We start from the raw sequence: 18,891 nt of genomic DNA on the forward strand, positions 1-18,891 counted from the left end.
TTTCCGCGTATACGCAACTCGTTGTAGGAGCGGGTTTACCCGCGAAGAGGCCCGCGCAGGCCAATACAAAATCTGCCTATACCACTATCACCAGCTTTTGCCCAAAAGCCACAGAACCTTCGCACAGCCTTCCTAGCATGGCCCCCATCTCTTCGATGAGGCCTTGCCATGAACCACACCACCCCCGGCGCACAGATGAAAGTGCGCAACATCCACAAGCGCTTCGGTGCCTTCACCGCGCTCAACGATGTCTCGCTGGACATCGCCGCGGGCGAGCTGGTGTGCCTGCTCGGCCCGTCCGGCTGTGGCAAGACCACGCTGCTGCGTTGCATCGCCGGCCTGGAGCGCCAGGACCGCGGCACGCTGTACATCGGCGAGCGCGACATTTCCGAGCTGGCGCCCCAGGCCCGTGACTACGGCATCCTGTTCCAGTCCTACGCGCTGTTCCCCAACCTCACCGTCGAAGCCAACATCGCCTACGGCCTGACCGGCAGCGGCCGCGAGCAGGCCCGCCAACGGGTGGCCGAAATGCTCGAACTGGTAGGCCTGGCCGGCAGCGAGAAGAAGTACCCCGGCCAGCTTTCCGGCGGCCAGCAGCAACGCGTGGCCCTGGCCCGTGCGCTGGCACCGTCCCCGTCGCTGCTGCTGCTCGACGAGCCCATGTCGGCACTGGACGCCCGGGTGCGTGAGCACCTGTGCACCGAGCTGCGCCAGCTGCAACGCCAACTGGGCATCACCACGCTGATGGTCACCCACAACCAGGACGAGGCCATGCTGATGGCCGACCGCATTGCGGTGATGAACAACGGCCAGGTCGAGCAGTACGCCACCCCGCAGGAAATCTACGACCAGCCCGCCACGCCGTTCGTCGCCGAATTTGTCGGCCAGGGCAATTGGCTGCCGTTCCAGCGCAGCGGTGACAGCCATGCCCAGGTCGGTGGCATGAACATGCGCCTGTCACCCGGCTCGGCCCAGGCCAGCAGCGGCCGGCTGTTCTGCCGCCCGGAGGCGATTACGGTCAACCCGGTGGTGCACGAAGAAAACCTGTTCCCGGCCAAGGTCCGCGAAATCACTTTCCTGGGTAACCGCTGCCGCATGAGCTTCGAGCTCAAGGCCCTGCCTGGCCATGCCCTGCTGGCCGAGCTGGCTCCCGAAGCCATGCCACGCCTGGGCTCGCAGGACATCTGGGTGGCGCTGCCACCGCAGAGCCTGCAGGTGTTTGCCTGAGATGGCCGCGCCAATGTCCCTGCCGCTGAGCCAGGCCAAAGCCGCGCCGCGTGCGGGTGTCGCCCTGGGCGACCGGTTGTTCGTCGTCGGCGGCAAGGGCCTGCTGCTGATCCTTTTGGTGCTGGCCGTGCTGATGCCACTGCTGGCCATTTTCTGGAAAGGCTTCAGTGGTGAAGCTGGCCAGGGCGGTGGCTTGCTGGCCGCCCGTGAGCTGTTCGCCAGCGACAACTTCCACTGGTTGCTCGGCAACAGCCTGTCGGTAGCCTTCACCGTGGCGGCCATCGTGGTGCCGCTGGCCTACCTGTTTGCCTATGCCCTGCAACGTACACTGATCCCGGCCAAGGGCCTGTGGCGGGGGATTTCGCTGTTGCCGTTGCTGGCGCCGTCGATGCTGCCGGCCATTGCCCTGGTATACCTGTTCGGCAACCAGGGGCTGCTGCGCGGTTTGCTCAGCGACAACATCTACGGCTTCTGGGGCATCGTGCTGGGCGAGGCCATTTACACCTTCCCCCATGCGCTGATGATTCTGCTGTCGGCGTTGTCACTGGCCGATGCCCGCCTGTTCGACGCGGCTTCCAGCATGGGCGCCGGCCCAGGCCGGGCGTTCACCAGCATCACCTGGCCGGCCACGCGCCAGGCGGTGTTCGCGGCGTTCTGCCTGGTCTTCACCCTGACCATCACCGACTTCGGCGTGCCGGTCGTGGTCGGTGGCGACTATCAGGTGCTGGCGCTGGAAGCCTACAAGGCCGTGGTCGGCCAGCAACAGTTCGGCCGCGGCGCGCTGATCGGCATGGTGCTGCTACTGCCAGCGCTGTTCAGCTTCAGTGTCGACGCCTGGCTGCGCCGGCGCCAGGGCGAGGCCATGAGCGGCCGTGCCCAGGTGTTCGAGCCCAAGCCGTCGCGTGGCCGTGATGCCTGCTTCCTGGCCATCGTGCTGCTGGTGTGCGCGGCGCTGCTGCTGGTGATCGGCATGGCGGTGTACTCGTCGCTGGTCACCTTCTGGCCCTACAACCTGTCGCTGTCGCTGCGTCACTACATGTTCGAAGACACCGCCGGGGGTGGCTGGCTGGCCTACCGCAACAGCGTGACCATGGCCATTGGCACTGCGCTGATCGGCAGCATCGTGATCTTCACCGGCGCCTACCTGATGGAGAAAACCCAGGGCCAACGCCTGCTCAACCAGGTGCTGCGCCTGCTCAGCTTTATCCCCATGGCCGTGCCGGGCCTGGTACTGGGCCTGGGTTATGTCTTCTTCTTCAACCTCAACGGCAACCCGCTGCATGTGCTGTATGGCGGCATGGGGCTGCTGGTGGTGTGCACCATCGCCCATTACCTGACCACTGCGCAGATGACCGCGACCACGGCGCTGCGCCAGCTCGACGGCGAGTTTGAAGCCGCCGCACTGTCGCTGAAGGCGCCGCTGTACAAGCACTTCCTGCGGGTGACGGTGCCGATCTGCCTGCCGGCGCTGCTGGACATCATCCGCTACCTGTTCGTCTCGGCGATGACCACCGTGTCGGCGGCGATCTTCCTGTACAGCCCCGACACCATCCTGGCGGCCGTCGCCGTGCTGAACATGGACGACGCCGGCAACGTCGGCGGCGCTGCTGCCATGTCCACCCTGATTTTGCTGACCAGTGCCGGCGCTTCACTGCTGCTGGCCGCAGCCTCACGCGGCCTGTTGCGCCGCTCCCAAGCCTGGCGCCAACGCGCCGCGACCGTCTGACCTGTAAGGAACCTACCCATGTACAAGCACCTTGCACTTGCCGCTGCCGTTTGCGCCGTATTCAGCCTGCAGGCTTCGGCCGCCGGTACCCAGCTGACGGTCTACACCGCGCTGGAGGCCGAACAGCTGAAGAGCTACAAGCAAGCCTTCGAAAAGGCCAACCCGGATATCGAGATCAAATGGGTGCGCGATTCCACCGGCATCATCACCGCCAAGCTGCTGGCCGAGAAAGACCGCCCGCAAGCCGATGCGGTATGGGGCCTGGCGGCCTCCAGCCTGGCCATCCTCGACCAGAACGGCATGCTTGAAGCCTATGCGCCGAAGGACCTGGGCAAGATTTCCGCCAACTACCGCGACGCTGCCAACCCGCCTGCCTGGGTGGGCATGGATGTATGGGCCGCGACCATCTGCTTCAATACCATCGAGGCCGAAAAGCAGGGCCTGAGCAAGCCGGTGAGCTGGCAAGACCTGACCAAGCCCGAGTACAAGGGCAAGATCGTCATGCCTAACCCGGCCTCGTCGGGCACCGGCTTCCTGGATGTGAGTGCCTGGCTGCAGACCTTTGGCGAGCCGCAGGGCTGGGCCTATATGGACGCGCTGCACCAGAACATCGGCCAGTACGTTCATTCCGGCTCCAAGCCGTGCAAGCTGGCGGCGGCGGGTGAGTTCCCGATCGGCATCTCGTTCGAGTACCCGGCCGTGCAGTTGAAGCGCCAGGGTGCGCCGCTGGATATCGTGTTGCCGAAGGAAGGGTTGGGTTGGGAGATCGAAGCGACTGCCGTGATCAAGGGGTCGCCCAAGGCGGATGCGGCCAAGCGGTTGGCTGATTTCTCGGCCAGCCCGGCGGCCATGGAGTTGTACAAAGAGAACTTCGCCGTGCTGGCTGCGCCTGGCATTGCCAAGCCGCAGACCGAGTTGCCGGCGGATTATGAGCAGCGCTTGATCAAGAACGACTTTGCCTGGGCCTCGAAGAACCGTGACGAGATTCTGGCTGAATGGCGCAAGCGTTATGACGGCAAATCGGAGAAGGTGGCCCAGCAGTAACCTGTACCGGCCTATTCGCGGGTGAACCCGCTCCTACAACAGACGATGTACGGCCGTTGTAGGAGCGGGTTTACCCGCGAAGAAGCCACCGCCTCTATCAAGCCAGGAGAAAACCCTGATGCCCACCCCCGCCCAGATCATCGCCAGCACCTTCGCCCTGTACGACCGCCACGGCAGCGACGACTACATCGGCGAAGCCATCACCCAGCTCGAACACATGTCCCAGGCCGCACAACTGGCCATGGCCGAAGGCTTCGACGATGAAGTGGTGCTGGCGGCGTTCTTCCACGACATCGGCCACCTGTGCGGCGGTGATGCCAGCATGGGCGGGTACGGCGTGGTCAGCCATGAGCGCATTGGTGCCGAGTACTTGCGCCGCTGTGGCTTTGGCGAGCGCATGGCGCGGCTGGTGCAGTACCACGTGGAGGCCAAGCGCTACCTGACGTTGCGCCGGCCGGGGTATTACCAGCAGTTGAGCGAGGCGAGCCGGCGCACCTTGGAATATCAGGGGGGCGTGATGAGTGAGGCGGAGGCGGATGCGTTTGAGCGGGACCCGTTGTTTGCGGTGAGTTTGCGCATGCGGGAGTGGGATGAGATGGCCAAGGAGGTTGGGGTGCCGGTGGTTGACCTGGCAGTGCTTAAGGACAAGGCCTTGGCTTTGATTTGAGGTTGCCTGTGCTGGCCTCTTCGCGGGTTTACCCGCGAATAGGCCAGACCTGCCCACTCAAAATTGCGAAACCAACGCCTCCAACTGCTCCTGCCGCTCCGCCTGGTTCAGCTTCGCCCCAGGGTTCAAGGTGGACCACTGCGGGTGCGCCCGCGCTTTCACCAGCGCCTCCGGCAACTTGCCCTCGCGCCAGGCCTTTTCATCCAGTTCACCCAACCTGATGCTGTCTTGCGCCGCATGCCCGCGGTTATCCAGCGCCGCCATCAATTGCTGCTGACGCAAGGCCAGCAGGCGCAGCACCGTGTCATCCACGGTCAGTTCGCGCTTGCCTTTGAGCTTGCCCATCAACCGCGACCCGTAATTGCGCGCAGTCTGCAGCGCACCACCGGCAATCGCCCCGGCCAGTGCAGCCGCACCCAGGGTAAGCCCGCCCACCAGCAAGTCGACCCCGGCACCTGCCGCAGCGCCTGCCGCAACACCACTGCCCAGGCGCACGCCCAGCAGCTTCAGAGTCTCGGGATTGAACAGGTCATCGCCCCAACGCCCATCCAGCAACGGCAGGTCGCTGGCATGGGCATCCTCGCGGCGGAAGGCATACAGCTTGAGCAACGCTTCGACGCAACGCTGCTCCCGTTGGCGGATATCCTGGCGCAGCGCCTCGATGGCACGGGCCTCGGCAGCGGGCTCGGCCTCCACGCTACGCCGGCAGGCGGCGCAGTCCAGCAGCAGCTCAGCAATCAGCCGCTTGCCGCTGTGCTGGCGGGCCAGGCGCTGCGCCTGCTGGTCGTCGATCAAGCGCTGCAGGGCCGGGCGGGCGTCCTCCAGCAGTAGGGCCAGGCTTTCGTACAGGCGGCGCTCGCCATCCTCTGGCGGGGCCACGCTGTCGAACCGCACCAACGCGTGAAGGCCAAGCCGGGCAAGGGCTTCACGCCATTGCGGCTCGCGGTGCTGGTGGCTGGCGACAAAGTTGAGCACCGGCAGCAACGGTTTGCCGCAGCTGGCCAGCACCTCCAGTTCGTCACGGTACTTGGCCAGCACTGGCTCGCGGGCATCGATCACATACAGGCCGGCATTGCTGGCCAGCAACTGGCGCAGCACCTTGGCCTCCTGCTCGAAACGCTGGCGCGCTTCGCTGCCCTGCAGGAACCGCTCGAGGCGGGCCGGGCCATCCAGGCGTTCGCCCGGGCGCTCCAGGCGTTCGAGGTAGTCGAGCAGGGCGATGGCGTCTTCCAGGCCGGGGGTGTCGTACAGTTCCAGCAAGGGTTCGCCATCCACCGACAGCCGCGCCCCCTCGACGTGGCGGGTGGTACTGGGGCGGTGGGACACCTCGCCGAAGCCGACGTCGCGGGTCAGGGTGCGCAGCAGTGAAGTCTTGCCAACGTTGGTGTGGCCGACCACGGCCAGTTTCAGTGGCTCAGTCATGGCCATGCTCCAGCCAGGTCAGCGGTGAGGTGTCGGCATGCTGCAGGCCAAGCCGGTCGAGGGCTTCGTGCCAGTCGCCGAGGCGCTGGGCATCGAGCGCCTGGCCGGGGGCGGCCTGCAGCAGCCAGATACGGGTTGCCCCGGCATTGCGCGCCAGCTCGGCAAGTAGCGCCAGGCTGCCGCGGTCGGGTGAGCGGCGCGGGTCGCAGGCGATGGCCAGGCGTGCCGGCGGGAAGCGGCTGAGTTGTTCGAGCAGGCGGTTGCGCGATTCGCGGTTGTCGAGCACACCGGCATCGATCACGCTTTTTGGCAGGGCGGGTGGCCAAGGGCGCTGGTCGTCCAGCTCCAGGCCCACCAGCAGGGCACCGCTGCTGCCGCTTTCCAGCTGGCCGGCGGCAAACGTTGGCAAGGCTTCGGGCGCGGCGTCCTGCACGCCGATGCGCTCGCTGCGCGGCATCAGTGCGTCGCGCAGTTGCGCATAGCCGGGCAGGCTCAGGTCCAGGGCCAGGCGTTCGCGGCCCTGGCGCCAGCGCCACAGGCACAGCCCGGCCAGCAGCAGGCGCGGCAGCAGGCCGTACACCAGCACCACGCCGAGCAGCCAGCTGGCCCAGGCCTGGCGCGCCAGGTCGAGGGCCGGCAGGCTGTCGCCGCTGGCGCGGATCATGGCCTCGTCAGGCACGGCAAAGCCCAGCAACGAGGGCAGGGCGCCCAGCGCCCGGGTCAGGTGGATGAACGGGTCGGCGGCAAGCAGGGTGGTTTCCCAGACGAAGCCATAGCGCCGGGTGGCCAGCAATGCCAGCAGCATACCCAGCGCGGTGAGCATCGCCAGCAGCCACAGGCCGTGCACCAACAGGCCGAGCAGCCAGCGGTTGAGGCGCTGGCGTTGCAGCAGCACCAGCAGGGCCGGCGCCAGGTGCGCGGCCTTGGCATCGCGGGCAAAGCGCTCGCTCAGCCACAGCCATAGGCGCCCCAGCCCCGCGCCATGCTCGCCACTCAAGGCAAAGCCGATGGCCCAGCCCAGCAGCGTCAGCAGGTTCAGCCCGAGCAGGCTGCCCAGCGCCCAGAACACATTGACCGGCCGCTGGCCGTCGCCAAGGCCAGCCAGGGCCAGGCCGGCGCCGCTGAGCACGGCCAGCAGCAGCAGGGCCAGCAGCGCCAGGCGCGCGCCTTGTTTCCAGTGGCGCAGGGCGCTGGTGATGCCGTCGCGCTCGGCCAGGAACAGCGCCCGGGTTTCGATGCGCGTGGCCAGGTCGCCGCCGAGCTGGCGGGCATGGCGGTTGGCTTCCTGGTCTTCCAGCAGGCCGGCGTGTTCCTCGCGCAAGCGTACCGCTTCGGTGAGCCAGCGCTTGTCCAGTGAAGTGGGTGCAGTCACAAGGTCTTCCATTGCACAGGTCAGGGCAGAAGCATAACCCACACGCCCGGTGCTATCCTCGCTGGCATGAATACATCACTCCCCCTCAGCCTGATCGCGGCTCACGCCGAGAACCGCGTGATCGGCATCGACAACTCCATGCCCTGGCACCTGCCGGGGGACTTCAAGTACTTCAAGGCTACTACCCTGGGCAAGCCGATCATCATGGGGCGTAAGACCTGGGATTCGCTGGGCCGGCCGCTGCCTGGGCGGTTGAACATCGTGGTCAGCCGCCAGGCCGGGCTGGAACTGGCGGGGGCCGAGGTGTTCGGCTCGCTGGAAGAGGCGCTGGTGCGCGCCGAGCAGTGGGCGCGGGAGAAGGGGGTCGATGAGCTGATGCTGATTGGCGGGGCGCAGCTGTATGGGCAGGCGCTGGAGAAGGGGTTGGTCAGCCGCATGTACCTGACGCGGGTGGAGTTGGCGCCGGAGGGGGATGCGTGGTTTCCTGAGTTTGACCGGGGGCAGTGGACGCTGGTTTCGAGTGAGGCGCAGGTTGAGGAAGGTAAGCCTGGGTATCACTTTGAGGTTTGGGACAGGGTTTGAGATTGTTGGGGCTGCTTTGCAGCCCTTCGCGGGTAAACCCGCTCCTACATTTACCGTGTGAGCTCAAAGCCTGCGCGGTCCCTTGTAGGAGCGGGTTTACCCGCGAAACAGGCGACGCGGTGATCGCCGGCAAGCCCCATAGTCAGGTGAGTAGCTTGATGATCACGGCAGTGACAGTGGCCACCGTCGTAACGAAACCCACGGCGATGGCAACCGGATACCAGAAGGTTTCGCGGGTCATCTTGACGGCCTCGGCCTGGGTCATGTCGTACTGCTGCATGATGGTTCCTTTCCCTCGGAGTATTCGCAAAGCCCGGTTAGCAGTATAGCGACGGCCGTCGCCAGCTGACGCGCGCTTCCCATGCCTTTGAGTAACCGGATATTGGCGGGCTCACTCAGTATCAATTGCGAATTCATCTCATCTTCTGCTAGCGTGCGCACCTCTTGAGACTTGCAGCCGAGGCGTGCCGTGTCTTCATGGAACAAGCAGATCGCCCGGCTGTTCACCGAGCAGAAGAAAGCGCTGGAAGCCTTCGTCGCGCGGCGTACTGGTAATGCCCAGGTCGCTGCCGACCTGACCCAGGAATCGTTCTTGCGCCTGGCGCGGCTGCCTGCCGACAAGCAGATCGACAACCTGCCGGCCTTTCTCTTCACCATTGCCAGTAATCTGGTCCGCGACCACCAGCGCCAGGCGATTCGCCGTGAGCGCCTGGATGCTGGCGAGCCGAGCGAAGAACTGGCCAGCGACGACCCCGGTGCTGAAGAAAAACTGTTCGAACAGCAGCAACACGCCTTGATGCAAGCCGCGATCGAGTCGTTGCCTGAGGCTACCCGGCATATCTTCCTGCTTTACCATGTGGACGGCTGCAGCTACCGGGAAATCGGCGAGCGCATGAATGTTACCCCGCGCAGCGTCGAATACCAGCTGCGCCGGGCGCTGCTAGACTGCCGCACCTTCATCAAGCGGCAACTGGCCGGCCAGGTGAGGGTGCCGCGGCCATGAACCCTGGAACTGCAGATACCCCGATGAGCGAAACGCCCGACAGCGAGCAGATGTTCGCCGAAGCCACAGCCTGGTACTACCGCTTGCAGGCCGACGATGTCACGCCTGAAGAGCGGGCAGCGTTCGCTGCCTGGAAGGCGGCCGGCGCTGCGCAGGCGCTGGCCTGGGACGAGGTGATCCTGTTGCTGGGTGCTTTGCAGGCACCCGCGGCGCAGCTACGTGAACAGCAGCGCCGGCAATGGCGCAAGCCTGCCCGGCGTACCTGGCGCAAGGTGGCGCAGGGGGTTGCGGCGGCCCTGTTGCTCGGCTTGCTGCTGGGCCAGACGCCCTATGTCGACCGCTGGCGCGCCGACTATGCAACGGCCACCGGCGAATCGCGCAGTATCCGGCTGGAAGACGGCTCGCAACTGCAACTGAACACCGACACGGCGGTACAGGTAACCCTGGCGCGCGGTGAGCGACGGGTGCGGCTGCTGCGCGGCGAAGCCTGGTTCGACGTGGCGCGCGACCCCTCTCGGCCGTTCGTGGTGAATGCCGGTGAGGGTTGGGTGCGGGTGGTCGGCACTCACTTCAGCGTGGCCAGTGACGCTGGGCAGACCCGCGTCAAGGTCGGGCAGGGCCGGGTTGAGGTCAACGCGGGCAGCGGCCTGGGCGTGTTCCTTGGGCCGGGGCAGGCCGTGGAGTATGCGGCGGGCTCACTGGCCGCCTTGCACCCGTTCGACCAGGCCAGTGCTTTTGCCTGGCGGCAGCGGCAGCTGGTGTTCAGCCAGCAACCGCTGGCCGAGGTGGTTGCCGAGTTGAACCGCTATTGGCCGGGCCAGACCGTGCTGCTGGGCGAGGGCCTGCGCCAGCGCAAGGTGTCTGGCGTGTTCGAGATCGACAAACCCGATGCCGTGCTCAAGGCGCTGACGCACACCTTGGGGTTGCGCGCCGAGCAGTACACGCCGTGGTTGCGCATCCTGCGTGAAGGTTGAGCGAAGATTTTCAAAAATTTTTCGGGGATTCCCGCCGAGCCGACGTCCTTGATTGGGTAGGCGCAAATAATAAGCACTCTCAGACAGTGCCGCGCCGTCGATCATCAGGACGAATTCGGGGAGCCTCACCACATGAAGATCATCGCCACGCGCACTGCGCTCGGGCTGGCCGTCGCACTTGCCTGCGGCACATTGGCCGTGCCGCTGCACGCCAGTGCCGCGACCCAGGCCCAGGCCTACCGTTTCGAGATCCCGGCCCAGCCGCTGGATTCGGCGCTGGCGGCCTTCAGTGCGGTGACGCGGCTTCAGGTGCTGGTGCCGGGCGAGTTCACCCAAGGGCTGCGTTCGCCGGGCGTGAGTGGCAGTTATCCACAGGCCCAGGCGCTGGCACGCCTGCTGGAGGGCACCGGCCTCAGTGCCACGTATATCGACGCCGACAGCGTAACCCTGGAACGGCGTGGCAGTGCCGACGATGCCTCGCTGCAACTGGGCGCGATCAAGATCGACAGCCGCCAGTTGGGTACCACCACCGAAGGTACGCATTCCTACACCACCAGCGCGCTGACCATCGGCAAGGGCGAGCAGAAGCTCAAGGACATCCCCCAGTCGGTGTCGGTCGTCACCCGCCAGCGGCTGGACGACCAGAACATGAACAGCCTGCAGGACGCCATGCGCCAGGTGACCGGGGCGACGATCAAGTCCTATAACACCGGTTCCAACCTGAACGACGTGTACATTCGCGGCTTCCTGGTCGACCAGGTGCAGGTAGACGGTGTTTCCCAGCGCACCGGCCAGGGCGATATGGCCACCAGCTTCGACCTGGCCATGTTCGACCGGGTCGAGGTGCTGCGTGGCCCTTCCGGGTTGTACCAAGGCGCGGGTGAACCGGGCGGCACCATCAACCTGGTGCGCAAGCGGGCGCTGGGGCAGTTCGGTTTGTCTGGTGAGTTGTCGGCCGGCAGCTGGGACCGCTATCACTCCACGGTCGACATCACCGGGCCGCTGAACGACGAGGGCACGCTGCGCGGGCGCCTGGTTACGGCCTACGAGAACAACCAGTCGTTCGTCGACCATGCGCAGAACGAGCGGCCGATGGTGTACGGCCGCTTGGAGTACGACGTTACGCCAGCAACCACGTTGTCGTTAGGTGGCACCTATCAACGTAACAACTCCACGCCTGCCTTCGGTTTGCCAGCCTACGCCAGCGGCAAGCTGCTCGACGTCAGCCGCTCGACCTTCGTCGACGCCAAGTGGAACGAACTGGACGAGCGCCTGTGGGAGAGCTTCTTCGAGGTGGACCATACGTTGGACAACGGCGGCCAGTTCAAGACCTCGCTGACCTACCGCGATGCCGAAACCCCTACGCGCAATTTCACCTGGACCGATGATGCGGTAGCCGAGGGCACCGGCGACAGCTTCGCGCTTGCCTATTCCTACTACACGCATATCAAGTCGCTCGGCCTGGACAGCTTCGTCACCGTGCCGGTGGAGGCGTTCGGCCGCAGCCATGAATTTACGCTGGGGGCCGAGTACCAGCACCTGGACAAGGACTTCACCTACGGTGGCGGCGGTCGCGACGATTACTTCCCCATCAACGTTTTCGACCCGGGCAGTATCGATATTCCCAAACAGGACTTCGACATGCCCAATGGCAACTGGTCGAAGTCCAACCAGTACGGGGCCTATACCCGAGCCAAGGTCAGCGCCACCGACTGGCTGGACGTGATCGCGGGCGGCCGCCTGACCTGGTTCGACAGCGAGGCGCATAACGCCAACCCGTTCTTCGACAATTTCACCACCACCAAAACCAACATCAACCACAAGTTCATCCCCTACGGGGCGCTGGTGGCCAAGCTGACGCCTGAGTTGTCGGCCTACGCCAGCTACACCAGTATCTTCAAGCCGCAGACCGAGGTGAATATCGATGGCTTGCCGATCGACCCGCGCAAGGGCAAGCAATACGAGCTGGGGCTCAAGCGCGAGTTCTTCGACGGTCGCCTGAACGGCAGTGTGGCGGTGTTCCGCATCTATGACGAAAACCGTGCGCAGTTGGTGGGCCAGACGACGTACAACGAGGCCCAGGGCAAGGTGCGCAGCCAGGGCTGGGAAACCGAGCTTTCCGGTAACCTGACCGACAACTGGAGCATCAGCACCGGGTACGCCTTCACCATGCTCAAGTCGATGAGCAACGAGGACTACCAGGGCATCACCATTACGCCCAAGCACAACTTCAACCTGTGGACGCGCTACGAGTTCAACGATGGGCCGTTGCAGGGAGTTAGCGTGGGTGGCGGGGTGAGGGTGGTCAGCGAGACCTATTACATGCGCAACGGCGTGGACTTCGTGCAGGGTGGCTATGGCGTGGCGACGGCGCAGGTGGGGTACCGCTTCAACAAGCACCTGACCACGACGCTGACGGCCAACAACCTGTTTGATCGCAAGTATTACGAGCGGGTGGACAGTGCCTGGGGGTCTAACTTCTATGGCGAGCCGCGAAATTTGACGTTGAGCTTGCGGGCCAGCTACTGACTTGAGAATGCCGGGGCCGCTCTGCGGCCCATCGCGACACAAGGCCGCTCCTACAAGGGAACGCATAACCCCTGTAGGAGCGGCCTTGTGTCGCGAAAGGGGCGCAGCGCGCCCCCGGCAATCTGTCAGGTATGGCTCAGTTCGGCATGCTCATCGTCCGCCAGCACATCCTTGTCGGTTTCTCTCAACAACTGGCTGGTCACCACACCCGCGGTCATCGAACCATTCACGTTCAACGCCGTACGCCCCATGTCGATCAGCGGTTCCACCGAAATCAGCAGCGCCACCAGTTCCACCGGCAAGCCCATGGCCGGCAGCACGATCAGCGCGGCGAAGGTGGCACCGCCGCCAACCCCGGCAACCCCTGCCGAACTCAGCGTGACAATGGCCACCAGGGTGGCGATCCACAGCGGGTCGAAGGTATCGATGCCTACCGCTGGCGCGACCATCACCGCCAACATGGCGGGATAGAGCCCGGCGCAGCCGTTCTGGCCAATGGTGGTGCCGAACGAGGCGCTGAAGCTGGCGATCGACTGCGGCACGCCCAGGCGGCGGGTTTGTGCTTCGATGTTCAGCGGGATGCTGGCAGCACTGGAGCGGCTGGTGAAGGCAAAGGTCAGCACCGGCCATACCTTGCGGAAGAAGCGCAGCGGGCTCACGCCGGTGGCGGCCAGGATGACGGCATGCACCACGAACATCAGCGCCAGGCCCAGGTACGACACCACCACGAAGCTGCCCAGCTTGAGGATGTCTTCCATGTTCGAGCTGGCGACCACCTTGGTCATCAGTGCCAGCACCCCATACGGGGTCAGCTTCATCACCACCCGCACCAGGCGCATCACCCAGGCTTGCAGGGTGTCGATGGCCGACAGCGCACGCTCGCCTTTTTCGGCATCGTCCTTGATCAGCTGCAACGCGGCCAGGCCAACGAAAACGGCGAAGATCACCACGCTGATGATCGAGGTCGGCTTGGCCCGCGCCAGGTCGCCTACCGGGTTGCTGGGGATAAACGACAGCAGCAGTTGTGGGATGTTGAGGTCTGCGACCTTGCCTGCATAGTCGCTGTGGATAACCTGCATGCGGGCGCTTTCCTGCACGCCGGCCACCAGGCCTTCGGCGCTGAGGCCGAACAGGTTGGTCAGGACAATGCCGATCAGCGCGGCAATGGCCGTGGTCAGCAGCAGGGTACCGATGCTGAGCACGCTGATGCGGCCCAGCGACGAAGCATTGTGCAGGCGCGCAACGGCACTGAGGATCGAGGCGAAGATCAGTGGCATGACGATCATCTGCAACAGGCCGACGTAGCCGTTGCCGACCAGGTCAAGCCAGCTGATGGTGGCCTTGAGCACGGGGTGGCCAGCGCCGTAGATCGTGTGCAGGACCAGGCCGAAGACCACGCCCAGCACCAGGCCCAGCAGTACCTTCTTGGCCAGGCTCCAGTCAGTGCGGCGGGTTTGTGCCAGGCCCAGCAACAGGGCCAGGAACGCCAGGAGGTTAAGCGACAGCGGCAGGTTCATTGAAGCTCCAGCAGAAAAAGCAGAAGTGGCATCGCCTCTGTGAGCGATTGCGAACGGAAATGCTAACAGGCTGAAAACAAACGAATTTATACCCAAATGGAATTTGCATAGTCGCTTATGGAATAACGGCGTGTCGCAGATTGCAATGAACACGGCGTTTACTGCTGCATGGAGGTCGTTATCGACGGCCTCTGGCAGGGATTGTTGCACTAGCGTTTCCGGGTCATTTCAGGAGATTCGTACATGAGAGTCGCTGTGAAAGCCGCCGCCATCGGCCTGTCCCTGCTGTTCAGTATCGAAACCTTCGCCACCGAGCTCAAGCACTGGCCTGCCGAAGCGGCCAAACAGCTCGACAGCATGATCGCCGCCAATGCCAACAAGGGTAACTACGCGGTGTTCGACATGGACAACACCAGCTACCGCTACGACCTTGAAGAAGCCTTGCTGCCGTTCATGGAAAACAAGGGGCTGCTGAGCCGTGACAAGCTGGACCCGTCGCTGAAGCTGATGCCGTTCAAGGATACCGCCGGGCACAAGGAAAGCCTGTTCAGTTACTACTACAGGTTGTGTGAAGTCGACGACATGGTCTGCTACCCGTGGGTGGCCCAGGTATTCTCCGGCTTTACCCTCAAGGAGTTGAAGGTGCAGGTGGATGAGCTGATGGCGTCCACCAAGCCGATCCCCAGCACGTATTACGAAGGGGATCAGGTAAAGGCCATCGAGGTGCAGCCGCCCAAGGTCTTCAAAGGCCAGGCCGAGCTTTACAACAAGCTGATGGAGAACGGCATCGAGGTTTATGTGATTTCGGCGGCCTCCGAGGAACTGGTGCGCATGGTCGCTTCAGACCCCAAGTACGGCTACAACGTGAAGCCGCAGAACGTGATTGGCGTGAGCCTGCTGCTCAAGGACCGCGCCAGCGGCCAGCTGACCACCGCGCGCAAGCAGATCAGCGCCGGGCAGTACGACGCCAAGGCCAATGAAGGGCTGGAGCTGACGCCGTACCTGTGGACCCCGGCCACCTGGATGGCGGGCAAGCAGGCGGCGATCCTGACCTATATCGATGAGTGGAAGAAGCCGGTGCTGGTGGGTGGCGATACACCGACCAGTGATGGCTACATGCAGTTTCATGGGGTAGATGTGGGCAAGGGCGGTATCCACCTGTGGATAAACCGCAAGGCCAAGTACATGGACCAGCTGAACGGGATGATCGCTAAAAATGCGGCGGCGCAGGCCAAGGAAGGGTTGCCGGTGACGGCGGACAAGAACTGGGTGATTGTGACGCCGGAGCAGATTCAGTAAGTATTGTGTTGCCTTTGCTGGCCCTTTCGCGGGTAAACCCGCTCCCACAGGGTCTCCACAAGCCTTGAGGTCAGAGGGGATCCTGTGGGAGCGGGTTCACCCGCGAAAGGGCCCTGACAGGCATAAAAAACCGGCGCTCAGAGCGCCGGTTTTTCTTTCACGCTTTCAGAGCCTCACAGCCCTTCCAGCATCGCCTTGTTACGCACAGCACCCTTGTCGGCACTGGTCGCCAGCAGAGCATAAGCCTTCAGCGCGGTAGTCACCTTGCGCGGCCGTACTTCAGCTGGTTTCCAGCCCTTCTTGTCCTGCTCGATGCGGCGCTCGGCCAGCTCTTCGTCGCTGACCAGCAGGTTGATCGAACGGTTAGGGATGTCGATCAGCACCTTGTCGCCATCGCGCACCAAGCCGATAGCGCCGCCAGCAGCAGCCTCCGGCGAGGCGTGGCCGATCGACAGGCCCGAAGTACCGCCCGAGAAGCGGCCGTCGGTGAGCAGGGCGCAGGCCTTGCCCAGGCCTTTGGACTTCAGGTACGAGGTCGGGTACAGCATCTCTTGCATGCCCGGGCCGCCTTTCGGGCCTTCGTAGCGGATGATCACGATGTCGCCGGCCTTCACTTCATCGGCGAGGATGCCGCGCACGGCGCTGTCCTGGCTCTCGAAGATCTTAGCGCTGCCTTCGAACACGTGGATCGACTCGTCGACACCGGCGGTTTTCACCACGCAGCCATCCAGCGCAATGTTGCCGTACAGCACGGCCAGGCCGCCTTCTTGCGAGTAGGCGTGCTCGAAGCTGCGGATGCAGCCGTTTTCGCGGTCGTCATCCAGGGTTTCCCAACGGGTCGACTGGCTGAACGCGGTCTGGGTCGGGATACCGGCAGGGCCGGCCTTGAAGAAGGTGTGCACGGCTTCGTCATCGGTCTGGGTGATGTCCCATTTGGCGATGGCTTCCTCCATGCTGCGGCTGTGCACGGTCGGCAGGTCGGTGTGCAGCAGGCCGCCACGGGCCAGCGAACCGAGGATGCTGAAGATGCCGCCGGCGCGGTGCACGTCTTCCATGTGGTACTTCTGGATGTTCGGCGCCACCTTGCACAGCTGCGGCACCTTGCGCGACAGGCGGTCGATGTCGCGCAGGTCGAACGCCACCTCGCCTTCCTGGGCGGCGGCCAGCAGGTGCAGGATGGTGTTGGTCGAGCCACCCATGGCGATGTCGAGCATCATGGCGTTCTCGAACGCCTTGAAGTTGGCGATGCTGCGCGGCAGGACCGACTCGTCGTTCTCACCGTAGTAGCGTTTGCACAACTCGACGATGGTGCGGCCGGCAGTCAGGAACAGCTGCTCGCGATCCGAGTGGGTGGCCAGGGTCGAACCGTTGCCCGGCAGGGCCAGGCCAAGGGCCTCGGTCAGGCAGTTCATCGAGTTGGCGGTGAACATGCCGGAGCACGAACCGCAGGTCGGGCAGGCGCTGCGCTCGTATTCGGCGACTTTCTCGTCGGACGCGGTGGAGTCGGCAGCGATGACCATGGCGTCGACCAGGTCCAGGCCGTGGCTGGCCAGCTTGGTCTTGCCGGCTTCCATCGGGCCGCCGGACACGAAGATCACCGGAATGTTCAGGCGCAGGGCGGCCATCAGCATGCCGGGGGTGATCTTGTCGCAGTTGGAGATACACACGATGGCGTCGGCGCAGTGCGCGTTGACCATGTACTCCACGGCGTCGGCAATGATCTCGCGGCTTGGCAGCGAGTACAGCATGCCGTCGTGGCCCATGGCGATGCCGTCATCGACCGCGATGGTGTTGAATTCCTTGGCCACGCCACCGGCGCGTTCGATTTCGCGGGCGACCAGCTGGCCCAGGTCCTTCAGGTGCACGTGGCCCGGGACGAACTGGGTGAACGAGTTGGCGATGGCGATGATCGGTTTCTTGAAATCTTCGTCCTTCATCCCGGTGGCGCGCCACAGGGCCCGGGCGCCGGCCATGTTGCGGCCCTGGGTGGAAGTCTTGGAACGATAATCAGGCATGAAACACTCCTGGCGGCTTAATCAGGTCACAGAAAGGGGAGTGAGCTTCTCTTGTCCTTTGTGCCGCAGGCCGGTTGCCACTGGCACGGATGAGGCCGAAGACCGCGCGGGATCGCCGCGTGCTTGGCCAGAGCTCATAAACCCGCCGGGGATGACTGGCGATGAATAGGCCGATTCTACACCGCTGGCGCGGCGAGGGAATGCAGATGTGGATGGTTGGCGGGGTGTTTGCAGCAGGAAAGGGCCGCCAGGCGGCCCTTTTTGGCACAGATCAGCCGTTTGGCAGCAAGCGGCAGGTGATGCTCTTGATGTAGCGGGTTTCGGCAATGGCCGGGTGCACCGGGTGGTCCGGGCCCTGGCCGCCGCGCTCGAGCAGTTGCATGTTGCGGTCCAGGTGTCGGGCGCTGGTCAGCAGGATGTTGTTCAGGTCATCTTCTGGCAGGTGCATCGAGCATGAGGCGCTGACCAGGATGCCGTCCTTGTTGAGCATGCGCATGGCCTGTTCGTTCAGGCGGCGGTAGGCCGCTTCGCCGTTTTTCAGGTCCTTCTTGCGCTTGATGAACGCGGGCGGGTCGGCAATGATCACGTCGAAGCGCTCTTCGGCGGCTTTGAGCTCGCGCAGGGCTTCGAACACGTCACCTTCGATGCAGGTCAGCTTCTCGCTGATGCCGTTCAGTGCGGCGTTACGCTCCACACCGTCCAGGGCAAAGCCCGAGGCATCGACGCAGAACACTTCGCTGGCGCCGAATGCGCCGGCCTGCACGCCCCAGCCACCGATGTAGCTGAACAGGTCGAGAACGCGCTTGCCCTTCACATAGGGGGCCAGGCGCGCGCGGTTCATGCGGTGGTCGTAGAACCAGCCGGTTTTCTGGCCTTCACGGACCGGCGCTTCGAACTTGACGCCGTTCTCTTCCAGTGGGACCCAGTCCGGCACTTCACCGTAAACGGTTTCGACATAGCGCTGCAGGCCTTCGGCGTCACGGGCGGCGGAGTCGTTCTTGAACAGGATGCCGCTGGGCTTGAGCACCTGGATCAGGGCGGCGATCACGTCGTCCTTGTGCGCTTCCATGGTGGCCGAGGCCAGTTGTACCACGAGGATGTCGAAGAAACGGTCGACCACCAGGCCTGGCAGCAGGTCGGAGTCGCCGTAGACCAGGCGGTAGCATGGCTGGTCGAACAGGCGCTCGCGCAGCGACAGGGCAACATTCAGGCGGTGCACCAGCAGCGACTTGTCCAGTGGCAGCTTGATGTCGCGCGACAGCAGGCGGGCGCAGATCAGGTTGTTAGGGCTCAGTGCGACGATGCCCAGCGGCTTGCCATTGGCAGCCTCCAGAATGGCCTGCTGGCCGGCCTGGAAGCCTTGCAGTGGGGTCGCGCTGACATCGACTTCATTGCTGTAGACCCACAGGTGGCCGGCGCGTAGGCGGCGGTCGGCATTGGCTTTGAGGCGAAGGCTGGGCAGGGACATGACGTCGCTCCGGGAAAAAGAGCGGGATTATAGCGTGTCTGCCTTG

General features: G+C 64.2%; 15 protein-coding genes. 9 read left to right on the forward strand and 6 right to left on the reverse strand.

Annotated features, from left to right (window positions below; all coding sequences use genetic code 11):
- Positions 1–168 precede the first annotated feature (168 nt).
- The 4 genes from IAE39_RS08690 (at position 169) to IAE39_RS08705 (ending at position 4,664) form a co-directional block, all read left to right on the forward strand.
- Complete coding sequence (locus IAE39_RS08690; protein WP_201201281.1) at positions 169–1,227, forward strand: putative 2-aminoethylphosphonate ABC transporter ATP-binding protein; 1,059 nt, start codon at positions 169–171, stop codon at positions 1,225–1,227.
- 1 nt (position 1,228) lies between these two features.
- Entirely contained in the window at positions 1,229–2,953 is a 1,725-nt protein-coding gene (locus tag IAE39_RS08695; protein ID WP_201201283.1) for a putative 2-aminoethylphosphonate ABC transporter permease subunit, read from the forward strand.
- Between the two features lie 18 nt (positions 2,954–2,971).
- Complete coding sequence (locus IAE39_RS08700; RefSeq protein ID WP_201201285.1) at positions 2,972–3,997, forward strand: putative 2-aminoethylphosphonate ABC transporter substrate-binding protein; 1,026 nt, start codon at positions 2,972–2,974, stop codon at positions 3,995–3,997.
- Between the two features lie 118 nt (positions 3,998–4,115).
- Positions 4,116–4,664: a phosphonate degradation HD-domain oxygenase gene (locus IAE39_RS08705; RefSeq protein ID WP_201201287.1), complete on the forward strand. Its 549-nt coding sequence runs from the start codon at positions 4,116–4,118 to the stop codon at positions 4,662–4,664.
- Positions 4,665–4,721: 57 nt separating this feature from the next.
- Here the strand turns inward: IAE39_RS08705 and IAE39_RS08710 are convergent, their stop codons facing one another.
- On the reverse strand, positions 4,722–6,086 hold the full coding sequence (locus IAE39_RS08710) for a GTPase/DUF3482 domain-containing protein (protein WP_201201289.1): 1,365 nt from the start codon (positions 6,084–6,086) through the stop codon (positions 4,722–4,724).
- Positions 6,079–7,470, reverse strand: a complete 1,392-nt coding sequence (locus IAE39_RS08715; RefSeq protein ID WP_201201291.1) for a DUF2868 domain-containing protein — start codon at positions 7,468–7,470, stop codon at positions 6,079–6,081. The genes IAE39_RS08710 and IAE39_RS08715 overlap by 8 nt, the downstream gene beginning before the upstream one ends.
- A gap of 54 nt (positions 7,471–7,524) precedes the next feature.
- Between IAE39_RS08715 and IAE39_RS08720 the strand changes: the two genes are divergently transcribed.
- On the forward strand, positions 7,525–8,040 hold the full coding sequence (locus IAE39_RS08720; RefSeq protein WP_201201293.1) for a dihydrofolate reductase: 516 nt from the start codon (positions 7,525–7,527) through the stop codon (positions 8,038–8,040).
- Positions 8,041–8,182: 142 nt separating this feature from the next.
- Here the strand turns inward: IAE39_RS08720 and IAE39_RS08725 are convergent, their stop codons facing one another.
- Positions 8,183–8,320, reverse strand: coding sequence for a hypothetical protein (locus IAE39_RS08725; protein WP_201201386.1), 138 nt, complete (start codon positions 8,318–8,320; stop codon positions 8,183–8,185).
- A gap of 189 nt (positions 8,321–8,509) precedes the next feature.
- On the opposite strand from IAE39_RS08725, the gene IAE39_RS08730 reads away from it, so the two are divergent.
- From IAE39_RS08730 to IAE39_RS08740, 3 genes are all read left to right on the forward strand, one after another.
- On the forward strand, positions 8,510–9,043 hold the full coding sequence (locus tag IAE39_RS08730; RefSeq protein ID WP_201201294.1) for an RNA polymerase sigma factor: 534 nt from the start codon (positions 8,510–8,512) through the stop codon (positions 9,041–9,043).
- Positions 9,040–10,017: a FecR family protein gene (locus IAE39_RS08735; RefSeq protein ID WP_236548474.1), complete on the forward strand. Its 978-nt coding sequence runs from the start codon at positions 9,040–9,042 to the stop codon at positions 10,015–10,017. The genes IAE39_RS08730 and IAE39_RS08735 overlap by 4 nt, the downstream gene beginning before the upstream one ends.
- A gap of 132 nt (positions 10,018–10,149) precedes the next feature.
- A complete protein-coding gene (locus IAE39_RS08740) occupies positions 10,150–12,546 on the forward strand; it encodes a TonB-dependent siderophore receptor (RefSeq protein WP_201201297.1) in 2,397 nt (798 codons plus the stop codon).
- Between the two features lie 125 nt (positions 12,547–12,671).
- Here the strand turns inward: IAE39_RS08740 and IAE39_RS08745 are convergent, their stop codons facing one another.
- Complete coding sequence (locus tag IAE39_RS08745) at positions 12,672–14,063, reverse strand: L-cystine transporter (protein WP_201201298.1); 1,392 nt, start codon at positions 14,061–14,063, stop codon at positions 12,672–12,674.
- Between the two features lie 243 nt (positions 14,064–14,306).
- Here IAE39_RS08745 and IAE39_RS08750 point away from each other — a divergent pair, with 243 nt between their 5' ends.
- Entirely contained in the window at positions 14,307–15,362 is a 1,056-nt protein-coding gene (locus IAE39_RS08750) for a haloacid dehalogenase-like hydrolase (protein ID WP_201201300.1), read from the forward strand.
- A gap of 173 nt (positions 15,363–15,535) precedes the next feature.
- On the opposite strand, the gene ilvD is transcribed toward IAE39_RS08750, so the two are convergent.
- Positions 15,536–17,377 carry a dihydroxy-acid dehydratase gene (ilvD, locus tag IAE39_RS08755; protein WP_201201308.1) on the reverse strand — a complete coding sequence of 614 codons (1,842 nt, stop codon included), beginning with the start codon at positions 17,375–17,377 and terminating at the stop codon, positions 15,536–15,538.
- Positions 17,378–17,648: 271 nt separating this feature from the next.
- Positions 17,649–18,845 (reverse strand): class I SAM-dependent rRNA methyltransferase, encoded by a 1,197-nt coding sequence (locus tag IAE39_RS08760; RefSeq protein ID WP_201201310.1) that lies wholly within the window; start codon positions 18,843–18,845, stop codon positions 17,649–17,651.
- Positions 18,846–18,891: the final 46 nt, after the last annotated feature.

This window comes from Pseudomonas sp. S37, from assembly GCF_016658545.1.
Classification (GTDB): domain Bacteria; phylum Pseudomonadota; class Gammaproteobacteria; order Pseudomonadales; family Pseudomonadaceae; genus Aquipseudomonas.